Source organism: Haloarcula sp. NS06, from assembly GCF_051122755.1.
Taxonomy (GTDB): domain Archaea; phylum Halobacteriota; class Halobacteria; order Halobacteriales; family Haloarculaceae; genus Haloarcula.
In genome coordinates this window covers 1,926,781-1,941,579 of record NZ_CP184844.1, presented here as the reverse complement: position 1 = coordinate 1,941,579, position 14,799 = coordinate 1,926,781, and the positions used below count along the sequence as shown (strand labels likewise).

Below are 14,799 nucleotides of genomic sequence, written 5' to 3'. Positions count from 1 at the left end.
ACTGGCTGGTTCGAGGCCGCGACACATCGGAGCCACTGACTTTTCACCGGCCCCCTCCAACACCGTACATGGACGACATTCAGGTCCAAGGAACCTCGGTCCCCGCACTCGGCCTCGGAACGTGGCAGCTCACCGGCCATACCTGCCGTGAGACCGTTGAAACGGCCCTGGAGATGGGTTATCGCCACATCGACACCGCACAGGCGTATGGCAACGAGCGGCAGGTCGGGTTGGGGATGGACGCCACCACGGTCGACCGCGAGGACGTGTTTCTGACGACGAAGCTCGACGGGTCCAACCGCGACGAGCACAGTGTGCGCCGGTCGACCCGCGAGAGCCTGAATAAACTGGGAACAGACTACCTTGACCTCCTGCTCATTCACTGGCCGAACACGCCGTGGATGGCGTCGCTATCCGAGACTCTCGGCGCGATGAACAACCTCGTCGAGGAGGGGCTAGTTCGACACATCGGCGTCAGCAACTTCTCGCCGTCGCTGCTGGACAAAGCACGAGGCATCTCTTCAGCCCCTATTTTCACTGATCAGGTGCAGTACCATCCCTACTGGGACCAGCGGAAACTGCTGGACTACTGTCGCATTCACGACGTGCTCCTGACCGCGTATAGCCCACTGGCTCGCGGCGGCGTCCTCGACGACCCCGCGCTCATCCAGATCGGGAACAGGTACGGGAAATCCCCGGCGCAGGTCGCGCTCCGGTGGCTGGTCCAGCAGGAAGGCGTAGCCGCGATTCCGAAGGCATCGAGCCGCGAGCATCTGGAAGCGAACATGGCGATCTTTGATTTCGAACTCACCGACGCGGAGATGGAGCGGATTCGGGACCCGTCAAAGGTCAAGACGGGCGTGCAGTTCGTCCGGTCACAGTTGCCGTTCTGAGCGGTGTTCCGTTTCGAACCAACGATCTCTGGATAGGAGAGGATTCGGCGGGTGGTGGCACGTATGAAGTATTTTGTAGCGTTTACCCCCGCAATCGTGGCGCATGGTGTGGCAAATATTACTAATCACACAACTATGATAAGCCGTCTGGCCGCATCTTTTGTGTGGTGTGTTACCACTGGATTTCGGCGCGGGAACACACCGATGAACCCACAGCGAGGCCACTGTGTCAGTACACGAATCCGATCCGATACGACGGAGCATCGAAGTGGAGTACTGGGTCATCGACGACGCGGGCCGGCTGGTCGAACCGGGCGCGCTCGTCGACGCAACCCCTGGGGCAGAGCGGGAGTTCGTCGAGCCCCTGCTGGAAGTCAAGACGACCCCGTGTGAGACAGCGACAGAACTGCGCGAGGAACTCCTTGGCCGGCTCGGGTCTGTGCTGCGACGGGCCGACGACCTCGGGAAACGGCTCGTGCCGCTTTCGACCCCAGTCAACGCTGACGAGATTCAGGAGATTCCGTGTGACCGGACCCGGATTCAAAACTGTGTCGTCGGCGACGATTTCGAGTACGTCCGCCACTGTGCCGGCACGCACATCCATGTCGAACAGCAGTCGGGGCGGGAAATCGACCAATTGAACGCGCTGATTGCCATTGACCCCGCGCTAGCGCTCGTCTCATCCTCGCCGTACTTCCGTGGCCGGCGGCTGGCCGACAGTGCGCGCTCGAAGCTGTACCGCTGGATGGCGTACAACTCAGTGCCACACCAGGGCTGGCTGTGGTCGTATCTCGACGACACTGCGGAGTGGGACCGCCGGCTCGAACGGCGCTACGATGAGTTCGTGACCGCGGCTGTCGACGCTGGTGTCGACCGCCGGACTGTCGCAGCGAACTTCGAGCCCGAAAGCACGATCTGGACGCCGGTCCAGCTTCGGGCCGAGTTCGGCACCGTCGAGTGGCGGTCGCCCGACGCTGCACTCCCGAGTCAGGTCCTGCAACTCGCCGATGCTGTTGCGTCTCTCATGGACCACCTCAGGGAAACCGAAGTACGTATCGAGGGCGAAACGGGCCGCGTTACCGACGACGAAATCGTGCTCCCAGAGTTCGATGCTGTCCTTGCATACGCGAACGACGCTATCCGGGACGGAGCCACCTCGGACAGCGTTCGGTCGTATCTCGACCGGATGGGATTCGATGTGGACGCGTACGAGCCGGTCGCGCCGACGTTCGACAGACCGGAACCGGTCACACCTCACGATGCTCGCGAGACTCGGCTCGAACACGCTGACCGACTTCAGGACGATGTGCGACAGGCTGCGCCGGTCGCACTCGATTAGAACCGGAGTCGGCTCGCCGAGACGGAGTGGTGACCAAGGGTTTAGGAATCGCCACACCAATCCCGCGCTATGGTAACGGCGCTCGACGATGATGTCTGGTGGTACGATCTCACGGGCGTCAACGCGACGCTCGTTGACGACGACGGCGCGCTCACGCTCGTGGACACGGGGCTGCCCTGGCACGGGAACGGGCTCGTCGCCGGCCTGAGCGAGGCCGGCTACGAACTCCGGGATCTTGACCGAATCCTCCTCACACACTTCGATTTCGACCACGTCGGCGGACTAACCGCCTTCGACGGCATCGACGTGCCCATCTACGTCGGCAAGCGGGACGCGCCGCTGGTCACCGGTGAGCGGTCGCCGCCGCTGGGAAACCACAAGGGTGCGTTCCAGCGACTCGTCTCACCGTTCGTCGACGCACCGGACAACGACGTTATCCCCCTGGCCGACGGCGATACCGTCGGGAGTTTCACCGCCTATCACACCCCCGGACACACGCCAGGGCACGTCTGCTACGTCAGCGAGTCGCTGTCACTGGGACTGCTAGGTGACCTCGTCCGTGAGGACAGCGGCCGCTTCGAGCCGTCACCGTGGTTGTTGAGTTACGATACCGACGCCGTTGCCCGGAGTGTCAGAGATTTTGCCGAGCGCGCACCACAGTTTGAGATTGCTGTGCCGGGCCATGGCGTTCCCTTCGAAAAAAACGGCTCAGAGCGGCTGGACCGCCTCGCGGCGACGGTGTGAGTAACCGGACCGTGTGGGACTGCGCTACAGTTCCTCGGCGACCGCGTCGGAACCGAGCAGGCCCGGGTCGACGACGAGGTCCGTCTGTCGGCTGGCGAAATCGGGCAGGGAGCCCTCTGCGTAGACGACGATCCGGAGGTCGGGGTTGAGGTCCTTGGCGACGGCGATGGAGGTCGCCTGTGACATCTCAGTCAGCAGGTACACGTCCGCTTCGTGGATGCCGGCCTCCTCCAGCCCGGGGCGGTTGCCCACGTCAGCGACCGTCACAGTGTGTCCCTCGGCTTCGAGCGCGTCCGTGAGTCCGTTGGGGTCCGAGCCGACGAGAACGACGTTCATTCGTACTCGATTGTCGCCGGCGGTTTGTGGGTCACGTCGTAGACGACGCGGGCGACGTTCTCGTGGGCCCCGGTGATGCGCGACTGCATACGCTGGAGCGTGTCCCAGTCGAGTTCCTGTGCGCGGGCGGTCATTCCGTCCCGGCTCTCGACGGAGCGGACGGCGACGACCCAGCCGTGGACGCGGTTGTCGCCCTTGACGCCCGTGGCCTTGCCGATGACGGCAGCGAGCGCCTGCCACGGCTCGTACTCCTCCAGTTCCTCCTCGACGACGTGGTTGGCCTCGCGGGCCACCGCCAGTTTCTCCTCGGTGACCTCGCCGATGATCCGGACGGCGAGTCCCGGACCGGGGAACGGCATCCGCTCGGAGATGATCTCTTCGAGGTTGAGCGCGCGGGCGACCTCACGGACCTCGTCCTTGTAGAGGTCCCGCATCGGCTCGACAATGCCGTCGAAGTCGATGCGTTCGGGGAGACCACCGACGTTGTGGTGGGACTTGATCGTCCCCTCACTCTCGATGCGGTCGGGGTAGATGGTCCCCTGCACCAGGTAGTCGGCGTCAACCTCGCGGGCGACCGTCTCGAACTCCCGGATGAACTGCTCGCCGATGATATGGCGCTTCTCCTCGGGGTCGGTCTCGCCTTCGAGTTCGTCGAGGAAGCGGTCCTGTGCCTCGACAATGCGCAGCGAATCCATGTAATCGAACGTCTCACGGATCTCGTCGGTCTCGCCTTTCCGCATCAGCCCGGTGTCGACGTAGACGGCGGTGAGCTGGTCGCCGATAGCCTCGTAGGCCAGCGCGGCGGCCGTCGAGGAGTCAACACCGCCGGAAAGCCCGATGACGGCGTGCTTGTCCCCGATCTCGTCGGCGATCTCGGCTTTCGCCTCCTCGATGAACTCGTCGACGTTCACCATCAGTGGCTCACCTCCTCAGTCGTCGCAGTGTGGGGGTCGTCGCCAAGGACTGCTTCGAGCAGTCCGACGAACGGCGGGCTGGCACGCGTCGGCCGGGAGCGGAACTCCGGATGGAACTGCGTCCCGATGAAATAGGGGTGGTCCTCGGGTTCGAGTTCGAGTATCTCCATACGGTTTTCGGCGTAGCCAGAGAACTTCAGCCCGGCGGCTTCGAGGTCGTCGATGTACTCGGGGTTGACCTCGTAGCGGTGGCGGTGCCGCTCCGTGCAGGACTCGCCGCCGTACAGCGTTGCGGCGAGCGTGTTCGCGTTGATTTCGGTTTCATGAGCACCCAGCCGCATCGTCCCGCCCATGTCCTCGATTTCGTACTGCTCGGGGAGGATATCGATGACGGGGTGTGGCGTGTCCTCGTCCAGTTCCGCCGAGTGGGCGGCGTCCAGATCCAGTACGTTGCGGGCGTACTCGACGACAGCCATCTGGAAGCCGAGACACAGCCCGAGGAACGGAACGTCGTTCTCGCGGGCGTACCGGATCGCCTCGATTTTACCCTCCGTGCCGCGGGCACCGAAGCCGCCCGGCACGACGATAGCATCGGCCTCGCGCATCCGGTCAGCATGGTGGTCATTCATTTTCTCGGAGTTGACCCACCGGACGTTCACGTCGACGTTCTTCTCCAGGCCGGCGTGTTTCAGCGCCTCGTGGACGGACATGTAGGCGTCTTCGAGGTCGTACTTGCCGACAAGCGCGACTTCGACCTCGCCTTCGGTGTTCTGGGTGACGAGGTCGCGCCAGCGGTTCTCCCGTTCGTCTTCCGGCAGCGCCTCCGAGGCGATGTCCAGTTCTTCCATCACGTACTGATCGAGGCCTTCCTCCTCGACCATCAGCGGGACGTGATAGATATCGTCGACGTCCGGGTTCGAGAAGACTGCTTCCGTCGGCACGTCACAGAACAGTGCGATCTTCTCCTTCGTGTCGATGTCGAGTTTGTCCGAACAGCGGCCGACCAGAATGTCGGGCTGAAGACCGATAGAGCGCAGTTCCTTCACAGAGTGTTGGGTCGGCTTGGTCTTCTGCTCGCCGTTTTTCGAGTAGGGGACGAGCGTGACGTGGGTAAAGAGAATATCGTCCTCGTCCTCCTCGTGGGCAAACTGTCGGAGCGCTTCGAGATACGGCATCCCTTCGATGTCTCCAACCGTGCCGCCAACTTCAATGATACAGACGTCGTTGCCTTCGGCGGCCTCGCGGATACGGCGCTTGATATCGTCGGTGATATGCGGGATAATCTGGACCGTGCGACCGAGGTAGTCGCCGGACCGCTCCTTCTCGATGACGTGCTGGTAGGTCTTCCCCGTCGTGACGTTGTGGTCGAAGGTCATGTCGATGTCGAGGAACCGCTCGTAGTTCCCCAGATCGAGGTCGACTTCCCCGCCGTCTTTGAGCACGTACACCTCGCCGTGCTGGAAGGGATTCATCGTACCGGCATCGACGTTCAGATACGGGTCAATCTTGACCGCTGTAACGTCGAACCCGGCGTTTTTGAGTAATCTACCTGTGCTGGCGGCGGTGATGCCTTTCCCCAGGCCAGACATCACGCCACCGGTGACGAAGATGAACTTCCGACCCAGTTCTGGGTCGTAGTCCGTTTCGGGTTCGGTCGGCATACCGACGGTGAACCCCGCGTAGTCTAAACGGTTTCGGAGCGCGCACTGTTCGCCACCCCGTCGCAGTGTCAACGCGACTACAGTGACGGCTGCGTGAGGACGCGCCACGCTGCCACGAGAACAGCCAGCGACAGCGCCGAGAACAGCGCATCACCGGGACTGGAGCCGATTGCGATGAACAGCAGGTAGCCGGCGACGAACCCACCCAGAAGCGAGACGACGCCGTGCCGTGTCGAGTGAGACACCGCCGCCCTGGTTCGCGTTGACATACAACATTATTTATCAGTATATAGTATAAATGTACCTTCGGTATCCGTGGGCGGGTTCGGCGACGGTCAGGACTTGAGCACGCCGGATCGGATGGCGAAGTACGTCCCGATAGCACCAGCCGAGGCGAGCACAAGCGCCCGTGCCGGCCCGCCCGCGACGAGTGCCGTCTGCATCAGTACTAACAGCGTCACCAGCGTGGCGAGAAACGACACAGCAGCGAACGCGAGCGGGCGATCCATGATTGAAAATCGAGCCGACAGCGCCTCTGTCTTTCGATACTATCCAGCAGGTGTGGGGCCTGAACGATACGTTCACTGGGCGCTGAACTGGCGACAGGAATCGACCACGGACCCTGAACAGTGGGTTCCCAGCAGCTACAGGTGGTCGCGGAGAAAGGGCCCAACTGTCTCGCCGATACGGCCGCTCTGACCGACGAAATGGTGGTCGGCTGGCAGGTGCTCAACTGTCTGGCCCAGCTCGGTGGCCCGGTCGACGACCGGGTCCCAGTCCACTGTCGCATCGCGCTCCCCGACCACGACCTGCACTGGACAGTCGATGGCCTCAAGCGCGGCAACAACGTCGAGGTGCTCGGTCACTCCGGCCGGTGGTGCAAGCACTGACAGGGCCACGGGGTCGGCCGCAGTGTCGTGTTCAGCGGCCGCACAGAGCGCCACAGCCGCGCCGAAACTGTAGCCAAACAGGCCGACTGCGTCGTACCCCTCGTCGGCCCATACCAGCGCGTTTTCGGCGTCGGCCCGCTCGCCACGGCCCTCGTCCCACGCGCCGTAGTCGAAGCGGAGACAGCCGATATCGGGGGCCAGCGCATCACTGACCGCTTTCAGGCGCGTGTCCGACCGCTTACCGCCGTACTGCGGATGGGGCGGGCACGCGACGACGACGGCATCCGATGCCGGCCGGTCGAGCGATGCGGTGACATCTCGCCCGCCCGGTATCCCGACGGTAGTCATACGTGTTCACTCGTCATCCCTCTGTAAGAAATTTAAGGTTGGAGAGACCAATGCGCATACATGGGAATCCTCTCGCGCGCGTCGTACGTCATCCGCTCCAAGCTCAACGCCGTCCTGAACCGAGCGGAGGACCCGACAGAGACCCTCGACTACAGCTACGAGCAGCTGCGTGACGAACTGCAGGACGTCAAACAGGGCATTGCGGACCTGACGACCCAGAAGAAGCGACTGGAGATACAGAAGCGCCGCCTCGAAGAGAACGTCGAGAAGCACAACGAACAGGCGCGCCAGGCTGTCGAGCAGGACCGCGAGGACCTCGCCCGCCAGGCGCTGGAAAAGAAAAAGCAGAAGATGAGCCAGATTGAGGACCTGGAAGGCCAGATACAGGACTTACAGAGCCAACAGGACCAGCTAGTCGAGCAGAAAGACGAACTGCAGAAACAGATCGAGCAGTTCCGCACGAAAAAGGAGACGATGAAGGCTCGCCACGAGGCCGCCAAGGCGTCAGCGCGCGTCAACGAGGCGATGACCGGCGCGGGCGACGAGATGCAGGACATCAATCAGGCTATCGAGCGCGCGGAGGAACGCACCGAGGACATGGAAGCCCGTTCGCAGGCGATGGACGAACTCCGCGAGGACGGCGTCCTCGAAAGTCAGATATCGGATGAGAGTTCACTGGAACGGGAGCTTGAAGAGGTCCGACAGAAAGGGTCAGTCGACGCCGAACTCGACACGCTCAAAGCAGAGATGGGGAAAGCCGAGGACGGCGACAGCGGGTCGAGCGATGCGGACGTCTCCGAGGCCGAACTGGAACAGGAACTCACCGACGAGAGTACACAAGTCGACGTCGACGAGAGCGAGGTCGAGTCAGAACTGGATGAGCTGAAAGAAGACGAGCAGTAACGCGGCGACACGGGAGTTTTATAGCGGCCAGACAACCGACACCGAGAGCGTCGTAGCTGCACACAGAAGCAGCTGTAGCGGTCCGCCGACACGCGCGAAGTCGGTGAAGCGGTAGCCGCCGGGGCCGTACACCATCAGGTTCGTCTGGTAGCCGATGGGCGTCAGGAAGGCCGTCGCGACCGCGAACGTCACGACAACGAGGAACGGGAACCCGGAAACGCCGATTTCAGCGGCGGTGGCGACGGCAATCGGGATCATCAACACGACGGTCGCGGCCGGGGTGATGGCGCTGGCGAGGACGGCAGTCAGGAGGTACACCAGCGCCAGCAGCGCGAGCGGCGGGAGGACGCCGGCGGCGTCAACGAGGAGCGCGCCGACGAACGCGGCCCCGCCAGTGGCTTGCATCGCCTGCCCCAGTGGGAGCAACCCGGCGAGCAGGAACACAACGTTCCAGCTCACCGCGTCGTAGGCCTTCGACGCGCTTAGCGTGCCGGTCGCCACCGTGGCGACGACGCCGCCCAGCGCGGCGATGTAGATCGGGAGGAGGTCCAGTGCCGCAAGCGCGATGACAGCAAGCAAGGTCACGAGTGGGACCGCCGCAGCGGCGTCGAGCGAGGGCTGGCCGCCGTCGAGCGCGTCGAACAGCTCGGGAGGGCCCTCTGTCAGGGTCAGGTAGCCCTCATCCTGAAGATGTCCCACTTCGTCAAGGGGCGTCTGGAGCAAGAGCAGGTCGCCGGCGGACAGTTCGACTGCTGTGAGGTCCTCGTGAATGATCTCGTCACCGCGGCGGACGGCGAGGACCGTCACGTCGAATCGACTGCGAAGTTGCACGTCGGCGAGCGTTCGCCCGCGGAGCCGCGACTCCCTGTCGATGACGGCCTCCGCGAGGATGCCCGGGTGACCGCTCTCCGCCAGTAGGTCCGCTGTAACGGACTCGCGGGCGAGGTCCCGCAGGTCGAGCGTCTGTGCGAGTTGGTTGACAGCCTGACGGTTCCCACGGACCGTCAGCACGTCGCCGGGTTCGAGCGGCCGATCGGTGGCCGTCGCGAAGAACGACTCGCCGTTGCGGTCAATCTGGAGCACGTCGACATCGAGCGGGTCACTCACGGCAAGGACCTGCTCAACGGTAGCCTCGGTCGGCAGTGATTCCCCCGTGTCGACCACCTCAACAACCGCCTCAACCGCGTCGACAGGGACGCTGCCTTCGAGCGCTTCCTGCACCGTCAGCCCGACCAGCGGGGACGTCTCGCGAACCCGTAGCTGCGACAGGTGGCGATCCATCTCGAACTCCTCAGTGAAGTCGGCTGCGGGGTGGATGCGTTCGGGGACGAGCGCCCGACCCACCGTCAGCAGGTAGCCCACGCCGACAGTGAGAACGACCACGCCGACAGGCGTCAGCGTGAACATCGAGAACGGCCGGCCGAGTAACTGCGCCGAAAGGTCGCTCGCGAGTAAGTTCGTCGCAGTGCCGACCAGCGTGAGCGTCCCGCCGAGCATCGCGGCGAACGAGAGCGGCAGCAGCAGGTTCGACGGTGAGATACCGTATCGCTCCGAGAGCCCGGTGACCAGCGGTATGAAGACCGCGACCACCGGCGTGTTGTTGACGAAGCCCGCGCTGACGCCCGTCGTGCCGACGATGGCGGTCAGCAGACGCCGTTCGTCACCGCCCGTCAGCGCCGCGAGCCGCCCGGCCAGCCAGTCGACAACACCGGCCGATTCGACGCCGGCGCTGAGAATGTACATCGCAACGATAGTGACCACCGCCGGGCTGGCAAACCCCTCGATGGCTGTCCGCGCCGGGACACCGGTGTACGGTTCCAGCACGACCAACGCGACGAGGACGGCGATGGCCGTCATGTCTGGCGGGAGCCATTCGGTGACAAACAGCGTCAGGGCGGCGGCGACGAGCGCGAAAACCACGAGCGCGCCCATCGAGAGCGAGGGCATACCACCCCTCTCGGCGGACGGCGATAAAAACATCCGGGACGCCGTCAGGGGGTTTCGCGAGCGGACTCACTTCGCTCACCGCCGCCCACCGGTCGCGCCATCTTGTCACGTCGGGTCCGGCTCGTATCCCGGGCCGACCCGGAGCGTCAGTGCGGTCTCACGCACTGACAGCGACAGCGTCTCGTGCGTACTGAGTTCGCCGTCGCGGCTGAACGTGAGTTGCTCGCCGTGTCCGGCGACTGTGATTTCATCCGCCCGGACGTGGGTCACTCCGTCAGTGTCCAGCGTCAGCAGCCGCTGGCCGATGGCCTCCGCGACGAGGTTTCCCGTGGGCATCTGTTCGACGATGGCCACGTCAAGCAGGCCGTCTTCCATGTTTGCCTGTCCGCCTTCGGCAACGAACTTGCGAGCGTTGCCCACCAGCAGGCAGGTGGCTTCGCCGGACCAGGTGAATGGTCCGTCTTCGCCGACAGCCGCGATAGTGATATCGAGCCCGTCGAAGCGGAGCGCCTCTTGTGCGCCAGTGAGCAGAAACGCCAGCGTGCCGAACCGCTCCTTGAGGTCGCCCGGAGTCGAGACGCTAGCGTCGGCAGGAAGGCCAGCGATACAGGACACCAGAAACGGTTCGTCGCCGGCGACACCCACGTCAACCGGGCGCGTCTCTCCGGTGTCGGCGATTTCGACGCCGTGTTCGATGTCCTTGACACCGATGTTCCCGGCCAGCAGGTTCGCCGTTCCGGCCGGGATGACGCTCAGCGTCACCGAGTCGAGGTGGCCGGCGTCATCGAGTCCGCGGACGACCTCGTTCACCGTCCCGTCGCCACCACAGACGGCGACCTCAGAGGCCTCGGCCCGCCCGGCCTCGCGGCCGAGTTCGACTGCGTCGCCCGCTGCCTCGGTTTCGTACACCTCGAACCCGCGTGCCGCCATCAGCCGCGGAACGTAGTCGGCGTGCTCGCCATCGCCGCTGACGGGATTGAGAATGCACCGACGCGAGCCAATCTGCATAGTACTAGCGAGTCCAGACCAGCACTTATACCGTGGTGATGTAACGGCGTCACTCCCAGTCGACGTCGACACTCCGGTCCGTCTCACGGAGGATGAATGGGCCAATTGCGAGCGTTCGCTTAGTTATTGTGACGATACGGAGGATGTACGAAATCAGGACTGTGAACGGAAGCAGCGATGCTGTCGTCGTCACCGCGAGGAGCCACAGCGCGTCGGGGACGCCGGCTGTGACGCCGACGAAATCCTGCACATCGAGGAACAACAATGAGGTGATTGCGACGGTAAGCGCCGGGATGGCGACGTACAGCAATGTCCGAGAGAGGTCGGACAGTTCCCACTGAAAATACAACGTTTTGAAGTGTTCTCGAGCCGGACCAAACAGTTCGAGCGTCTCGACGAGTTCCGCAAGTGAGTCGTCGATCTCGTCGGTGAGTTCGTCGGCGTAGGCTTCGCGAATCCGCCGCCCAGCATACAGCTTCCAGGAGTAGTTGTAGTTTAGCGCGGCCTTGACGACATCGAACTCGCCGAAGGTTCCGCCGTCGAGTTGATCGGTAACGCTGTCGGCGTTGGTCAGTACGGCGTCCAGATAGTTCGACAGCAACGCCGTCAGGTCGTCATCAAGGGTCGTCTCATCGACGACGTTTTGGGCATTCTCAGCTCGCTCGGCGGTCCCGCGAACCAGCGACCGGAGGAACGCCGAGGGCTCTGCCGGACTGACCGGCGTGTCGACGGCGTCGGCCACATCGGCGCGGAACTGCATCGCCCCGTTCATCCGTTCGCGCTGGTCGCCGGCCGCACCGAGTTCCTGCGACAGGACAAGCTGATTGAGTGTCAGGACCAGCGTAACGGCAGTTATCGTCCCCGTAATCAGCGCCTGAAACAGCGTTTCGACCGGGTCGCCGCGAGTCAACAGCGTCATGGCCGGTTCAGGATGCAAGAGCCCGACGGCGAGAATCCCACAGAACAGGACGGCCGAGAGGAGGCTGGTGACGAGCCAGCGGTTCGCATCGAGGAGGAGCCAGAGGAGCCGGGTGTCACCGGCGGCGCGCTCTCGCATGGTGTCGCTCAACTGGCTCTCGGCAGAGGGGGATGGCACACCGTCCCGGACTCCTGCCAGGCAGAAAAGCCTCCGGCCGGGGCGGCGTCACCCCTGAATGGGCCAGTCAGTTGTCGGTGGCGTCAGTGTCGTTCGTCATCAGTTCCAGCGTCTCGGATTGCGCCCCTGCAATGTTGGTGTAAACATTGACGGGGCGGTGACCGACGTGACCGGACGGACCACCCGCGTCTCGACTGCCTCAACCCGGAATGCCGCCGCATTCGGCTCGGTCGTCGTGACAGTCACCAGTAGTGAGTCCGCAGTACCCACCGGACTTGCGGCAGCGTCTGCGCCGGCGGCGATTCCGGCCGGACCCAACGAGCGGCCTGAATCCCCTCCGCGGCGTTCGGAGTGGGGTGATCCAACAACTGACACCCGAACACACGATACGCTGAGAGCGTCTGCGAGCGACTGTGGTGAGCGTAGTAGATGGTCGCTACCGGTCCGTGGATCGCGCTCCGACACCCAAGTTCCTCGGCGAGTTCGCGTTCGAGCGCCTCCCGGTCGTCCTCGCCTGGCTGAGTCCCGCCACCGGGGAGCGTCCAGAACGGCGTTCCGTCGGCGTGGTACTCTTTCACCAACAAAACCTCGTCCGACGACCGGATGAGGGCTTTTGCACCGGGACGGAGGCAACCACCGGTCGCGGAATCACTAGTCGTTGGGTTGACGGTCTGATTCGACACGTGGAGTGCAACTATCGCGAGACAACCACATTAGTAGTTTCCGTCTACCGGAGCAAACGCGGGGGCAGGGGCTGACTGGAGGCTACCGCCCGGCGAGGAACGTCACAGCGGTTCGCTGCTGCTCGACCTCGGTTTCGAGGTGGTCGCGGAACTCGGCGATGTCGATGTCCTTCTCCTCGCGTTCCTTGCGATCCCTGACTGAGATTGTCCCGGCTTCCTCCTCGTTGTCGCCGATGACACACATATAGGGAACCCGGTCGTCGTGGGCCTGCTGGATCTTCTTGCCGACAGTCCAGGATCGGTCCTCGATAGTGACCCGGAAGTCATCGAGTTCGTCCTGAATCTCCTCGCAGTAGTCGATGTTGTCGTCGCTGACCGGTAGCAGGCGAATTTGTTCGGGGGCAAGCCACGGCGGGAACTTCCCGTTGTAGTGCTCGGTCAGCACCATGAAGAACCGTTCGTAGGAGCCATACAGCGCGCGGTGGATCATCACCGGGCGATGCTCCTTGTTGTCCTCACCGGTGTAGGAGAGGTCGAACCGCTCGGGCATATTGAAGTCCAACTGGACGGTCGGGCCGTCCCAGTGGCGACCGAGCGCGTCCTCGAAGGCGAAGTCGATCTTCGGGCCGTAGAACGCGCCATCGCCTTCCTCGACGACGTAGTCGATGTCCTGCTCGTCGAGGACAGATTCGAGCTGGGATTCGGCTTTCTCCCAGATTTCGTCGCCGCCGACGGACTTCTCCGGCCGGGTAGCGAACTGGACCGTGTAGTCGAGGTTGAAGGTGTCAAGCGTATCGAGGATGATGTCGACCGTCGCCAGCACTTCCTCCTCGATCTGGTCCGGGCGGACGAATAGATGGCCGTCGTCGATGGTGAAGGCCCAAGTTCGGGAGAGCCCGGAGAGTTCGCCGCGCTGCTCTTTGCGGTACACCTTCCCGTCCTCGAAGTACCGCACCGGCAGATCCCGGTAGCTCCAGGAGTTCTGCTCGAAGATGGTGGCGTGGCCCGGGCAGTTCATCGGCTTCAGGCCGTACTCCTCGTCGTTGACATCGAGCAAGAACATGTCGTCGACGTAGTTCTCGTAGTGGCCTGACTTCTTCCAGAGTTCGGTCCGGAAGACGTGGGGCGTCTCGACCTCGTCGTAGCCGGCGTCGCGGTTGAGGCCGGCGACGTAGTCCGACAGCTCGTTGAGGATCTTCTTGCCGTTGGGCTCGTACAGCGGCAGGCCCGGCCCGGTCGTTTCGTCGATGGAGAACAGATCCATCTCCTGACCAATCTTGCGGTGGTCGCGCTCCTCGGCCTTGCGGCGCTGTTCGAGGAACTCGTCGAGCGCGTCCTCCGTCGGGAAGGCGGTTCCGTACACGCGAGTCAGCGTCTCGTTTTCCTCCTCGCCACGCCAGAAGGCCGCCGAGATTTCGAGCAGTGCGAAGCCGCCGATTTCGCCGGTCGATTCGACGTGGGGGCCCTGACAGAGGTCCTCGAACTCGCCCTGGGTGTAGAACGAGACTTCCTCGTCGTCTGCGGCCTCGGTTTCGAGGATGTCCTGTTTGAACTGATTATCCTCGTAGCGTTCGAAGGCGTCGTCGCGGTCGACGAGTTCGCGTTCGATGTCGAGGTCCTCCTCAATGATCTCCTCGGCTTCGGTCTCGATAGCTTCGAGGTCGTCCTCGTCGATGTCGACACCGGTAATGTCGTAGTAGAACCCGTTGTCGGTCCACGGCCCAATTGTGAGCTTTGCATCGGGGTAGAGGCGCTGCAGGGCCTGCGCGAAGACGTGGGCGGCGGAGTGACGAAGCACATCGAGATACTCGTCACTGCTCTCGGTGACGATTTCGAGTCCGACATCTTCTGTCAACGGCGCGTGTTTGTCGACAAGTTCGCCGTCGACAACGCCGGCGACCGTGTCGTCACCCAGCCCTGGCCCGATTTCGTAGGCGACATCCTCGACCGTGCTGCCGCGTTCGACCTCGAGTGGGGTCCCGTCGGGCAGCGTGACCGTGACCGTACTCATATCCGAGGATACGACGGCGGCCGGGG

At 63.4% G+C, this 14,799-nt stretch carries 15 protein-coding genes; 4 read left to right on the top strand and 11 right to left on the bottom strand.

What is annotated here, in order from left to right:
- Positions 1-68 precede the first annotated feature (68 nt).
- The 3 genes from ACODNH_RS13855 (at position 69) to ACODNH_RS13845 (ending at position 2,976) form a co-directional block, all read left to right on the top strand.
- Positions 69-893: an aldo/keto reductase gene (locus ACODNH_RS13855; protein ID WP_306705087.1), complete on the top strand. Its 825-nt coding sequence runs from the start codon at positions 69-71 to the stop codon at positions 891-893.
- Between the two features lie 226 nt (positions 894-1,119).
- Positions 1,120-2,232: a glutamate-cysteine ligase family protein gene (locus ACODNH_RS13850; protein ID WP_306705085.1), complete on the top strand. Its 1,113-nt coding sequence runs from the start codon at positions 1,120-1,122 to the stop codon at positions 2,230-2,232.
- 69 nt (positions 2,233-2,301) lie between these two features.
- Positions 2,302-2,976, top strand: a complete 675-nt coding sequence (locus tag ACODNH_RS13845) for an MBL fold metallo-hydrolase (protein WP_434530443.1) — start codon at positions 2,302-2,304, stop codon at positions 2,974-2,976.
- A gap of 24 nt (positions 2,977-3,000) precedes the next feature.
- Here the strand turns inward: ACODNH_RS13845 and ACODNH_RS13840 are convergent, their stop codons facing one another.
- From ACODNH_RS13840 to ACODNH_RS13815, 6 genes are all read right to left on the bottom strand, one after another.
- A complete protein-coding gene (locus ACODNH_RS13840; protein WP_306705080.1) occupies positions 3,001-3,312 on the bottom strand; it encodes a DUF7126 family protein in 312 nt (103 codons plus the stop codon).
- The gene (gene guaA, locus ACODNH_RS13835) at positions 3,309-4,226 is read right to left on the bottom strand and encodes a glutamine-hydrolyzing GMP synthase (RefSeq protein ID WP_306705079.1); all 918 of its coding nucleotides are present in this window, start codon (positions 4,224-4,226) and stop codon (positions 3,309-3,311) included. The genes ACODNH_RS13840 and guaA overlap by 4 nt, the downstream gene beginning before the upstream one ends.
- Positions 4,226-5,887 (bottom strand): CTP synthase, encoded by a 1,662-nt coding sequence (locus tag ACODNH_RS13830; RefSeq protein ID WP_434530442.1) that lies wholly within the window; start codon positions 5,885-5,887, stop codon positions 4,226-4,228. Before ACODNH_RS13830 ends, guaA begins: the two co-directional genes overlap by 1 nt.
- Before the next feature lie 77 nt (positions 5,888-5,964).
- Positions 5,965-6,156, bottom strand: a complete 192-nt coding sequence (locus tag ACODNH_RS13825) for a hypothetical protein (protein WP_306705077.1) — start codon at positions 6,154-6,156, stop codon at positions 5,965-5,967.
- 66 nt (positions 6,157-6,222) lie between these two features.
- Entirely contained in the window at positions 6,223-6,396 is a 174-nt protein-coding gene (locus tag ACODNH_RS13820; RefSeq protein ID WP_306705076.1) for a hypothetical protein, read from the bottom strand.
- A 135-nt stretch (positions 6,397-6,531) separates the two neighbouring features.
- A complete protein-coding gene (locus ACODNH_RS13815; RefSeq protein WP_306705075.1) occupies positions 6,532-7,125 on the bottom strand; it encodes an alpha/beta hydrolase in 594 nt (197 codons plus the stop codon).
- A gap of 60 nt (positions 7,126-7,185) precedes the next feature.
- Between ACODNH_RS13815 and ACODNH_RS13810 the strand changes: the two genes are divergently transcribed.
- Positions 7,186-8,028 carry a PspA/IM30 family protein gene (locus ACODNH_RS13810; protein ID WP_306705074.1) on the top strand — a complete coding sequence of 281 codons (843 nt, stop codon included), beginning with the start codon at positions 7,186-7,188 and terminating at the stop codon, positions 8,026-8,028.
- 18 nt (positions 8,029-8,046) lie between these two features.
- On the opposite strand, the gene ACODNH_RS13805 is transcribed toward ACODNH_RS13810, so the two are convergent.
- From ACODNH_RS13805 to thrS, 5 genes are all read right to left on the bottom strand, one after another.
- Positions 8,047-9,975 (bottom strand): SLC13 family permease, encoded by a 1,929-nt coding sequence (locus tag ACODNH_RS13805; RefSeq protein WP_306705073.1) that lies wholly within the window; start codon positions 9,973-9,975, stop codon positions 8,047-8,049.
- Between the two features lie 105 nt (positions 9,976-10,080).
- A complete protein-coding gene (locus ACODNH_RS13800) occupies positions 10,081-10,983 on the bottom strand; it encodes a diacylglycerol/lipid kinase family protein (RefSeq protein ID WP_306705071.1) in 903 nt (300 codons plus the stop codon).
- Positions 10,984-11,032: 49 nt separating this feature from the next.
- Complete coding sequence (locus ACODNH_RS13795; protein ID WP_373567953.1) at positions 11,033-12,040, bottom strand: hypothetical protein; 1,008 nt, start codon at positions 12,038-12,040, stop codon at positions 11,033-11,035.
- Positions 12,041-12,321: 281 nt separating this feature from the next.
- A complete protein-coding gene (locus ACODNH_RS13790) occupies positions 12,322-12,762 on the bottom strand; it encodes an NUDIX hydrolase (RefSeq protein ID WP_306705065.1) in 441 nt (146 codons plus the stop codon).
- A gap of 82 nt (positions 12,763-12,844) precedes the next feature.
- Entirely contained in the window at positions 12,845-14,773 is a 1,929-nt protein-coding gene (gene thrS / locus ACODNH_RS13785; RefSeq protein ID WP_434530441.1) for a threonine--tRNA ligase, read from the bottom strand.
- Positions 14,774-14,799: the final 26 nt, after the last annotated feature.